General features: G+C 46.7%; 1 protein-coding gene. It reads right to left on the bottom strand.

The features are described 5' to 3' along the window. Positions 1-332: Rib/alpha-like domain-containing protein (locus tag E5983_RS09630; RefSeq protein WP_269148561.1), on the bottom strand; the 332-nt coding region annotated here is incomplete at both ends.

Below are 332 nucleotides of genomic sequence, written 5' to 3'. Positions count from 1 at the left end.
TCCTTAGCGACTGGAGTATTCTTATCTGCATCTGTTGCGGACTTAGATACCTTAACGGTCACTGGGACTTCTTCACTAGAACCATCTGGGTAGGTTACAACTACTGTAACTACTTTGTCTCCCTCACCTGTTGTGTCTACTGGCTCCTTGAAGGATACTTTCGTTCCTGCTGGAAGTTCAGACAGGTTGGCAATGGAATCTTCTGCCTTCGGTGTAGAACCTGGCTCAACTGTTTGATCCTTAGCGACTGGAGTATTCTTATCTGCATCTGTTGCGGACTTAGATACCTTAACGGTCACTGGGACTTCTTCACTCGAACCATCTGGGTAGGT

This window comes from Streptococcus danieliae, assembly GCF_009767945.1.
Lineage (GTDB): Bacteria > Bacillota > Bacilli > Lactobacillales > Streptococcaceae > Streptococcus > Streptococcus danieliae.
This window is presented reverse-complemented; position numbering and strand designations above follow the sequence as displayed.